Origin of the sequence: Nonomuraea sp. NPDC051191 (assembly GCF_044455665.1) — a bacterium.
Taxonomy (GTDB): Bacteria; Actinomycetota; Actinomycetes; order Streptosporangiales; family Streptosporangiaceae; genus Nonomuraea.
In genome coordinates, this window is the sequence record NZ_JBITEZ010000057.1 from 1 (window position 1) to 1,167 (window position 1,167).

Annotated in this window: 1 protein-coding gene; it reads right to left on the reverse strand. The window is 63.4% G+C overall.

The window, feature by feature from the left end; translation table 11 throughout:
- Window positions 1-480 precede the first annotated feature (480 nt).
- The gene (locus ACIA8R_RS52970; RefSeq protein WP_397045854.1) at window positions 481-885 is read right to left on the reverse strand and encodes a hypothetical protein; all 405 of its coding nucleotides are present in this window, start codon (window positions 883-885) and stop codon (window positions 481-483) included.
- Window positions 886-1,167: the final 282 nt, after the last annotated feature.

Genomic DNA, 1,167 nt, shown 5'->3' on the forward strand with positions numbered 1-1,167 from the left:
ACAGCACGACCGGACCCGCCAACGGCGGTAACGCTACAAATCCCTACGATCACACTGCGGCATCACGGGCATAGGCTCGCAAACTGCACTCTGAGAGCCTTGAAGGCGCCTTCGGTCTCGGACTTGTCGGCAACAGCCTTCTCAGAGGCGGCCTCGGTCGTCGTCGCTCTCTCGTGTCGAAGCTGAACCCGACGGAGCTGCGACCGGTCTGCGTGGGCATTTGGACGGCCATAGCCCCGCCCCCAGCCCCTGGAAGAGTTGCTGGGAACCCAACCCCGACTGCGGTGCGGACCTGTGTCGAGTGGAGTCGCACCGATGCCTCAGCTCAGGTTGTCTTCTCGTGAAGCCCTGGCGACAGGTCACCGACCTGGAGAGTCGAAACCTTCTCCACCGTGGGGCAAGCACGGCCGACAGACGCGCTGTCTTGAGTAGCCCAAATGCACCCGACTGGTCCCCCGCCAGACCCGGCCCGAGGGGAGCTCATGCGACCCCGTCCAGAGCCTTGGCCACTGCCTCCTCCACGACACCCGCGGCCCAGATCCACGGACCGAACCCCAGGCCGTACGGTGCCGGCTTCAACCCGTCGAACCGGCCATCGACGGCCGCCTTCTGAAAATCGGTGTACGCACGCTTCGTGGTGCACACCAGGTGAGGGCTTTGACCTGCTGCCGGGTCGTGGATCTCGATGAGCAGGTTCTCACCGTCGAGCCTGGGGCGGAGCGTGTCGGTCCGGATGTGGTGCAGGAGATCAAGCCAGTACCTGGAGCCCATCGTCGCAATGTCCTCAGGGTCGAGGAGATCGCACATTTGGACCGTGGTCGACCGGGCTACTCGGCGAACGGCGAGGCGGTTGGGGTTCGTGGCTTCTCTGTCATGCTTTGTCATTGCGGATCTCCGGAGCGGTTGCTTGCCGACGACAATGACGGTAGCCAGCGGTGCAAATCTCTTACACCTCGGAGTAAGTCTGCAATCGCCCTGGTCCCTGGGCGGCCCTCACCTGCCTATTTCCCGTAGCCGCAAGCCATTGCCCATGCGGATGGGTAATCTGATGGCGCTTCTGGGAGGAGGGGAGTCAGAGTGCAGTTTGCGAGCCTATGCCCGTGATGCCGCAGTGTGATCGTAGGGATTTGTAGCGTTACCGCCGTTGGCGGGTCCGGTCGTGCTGTG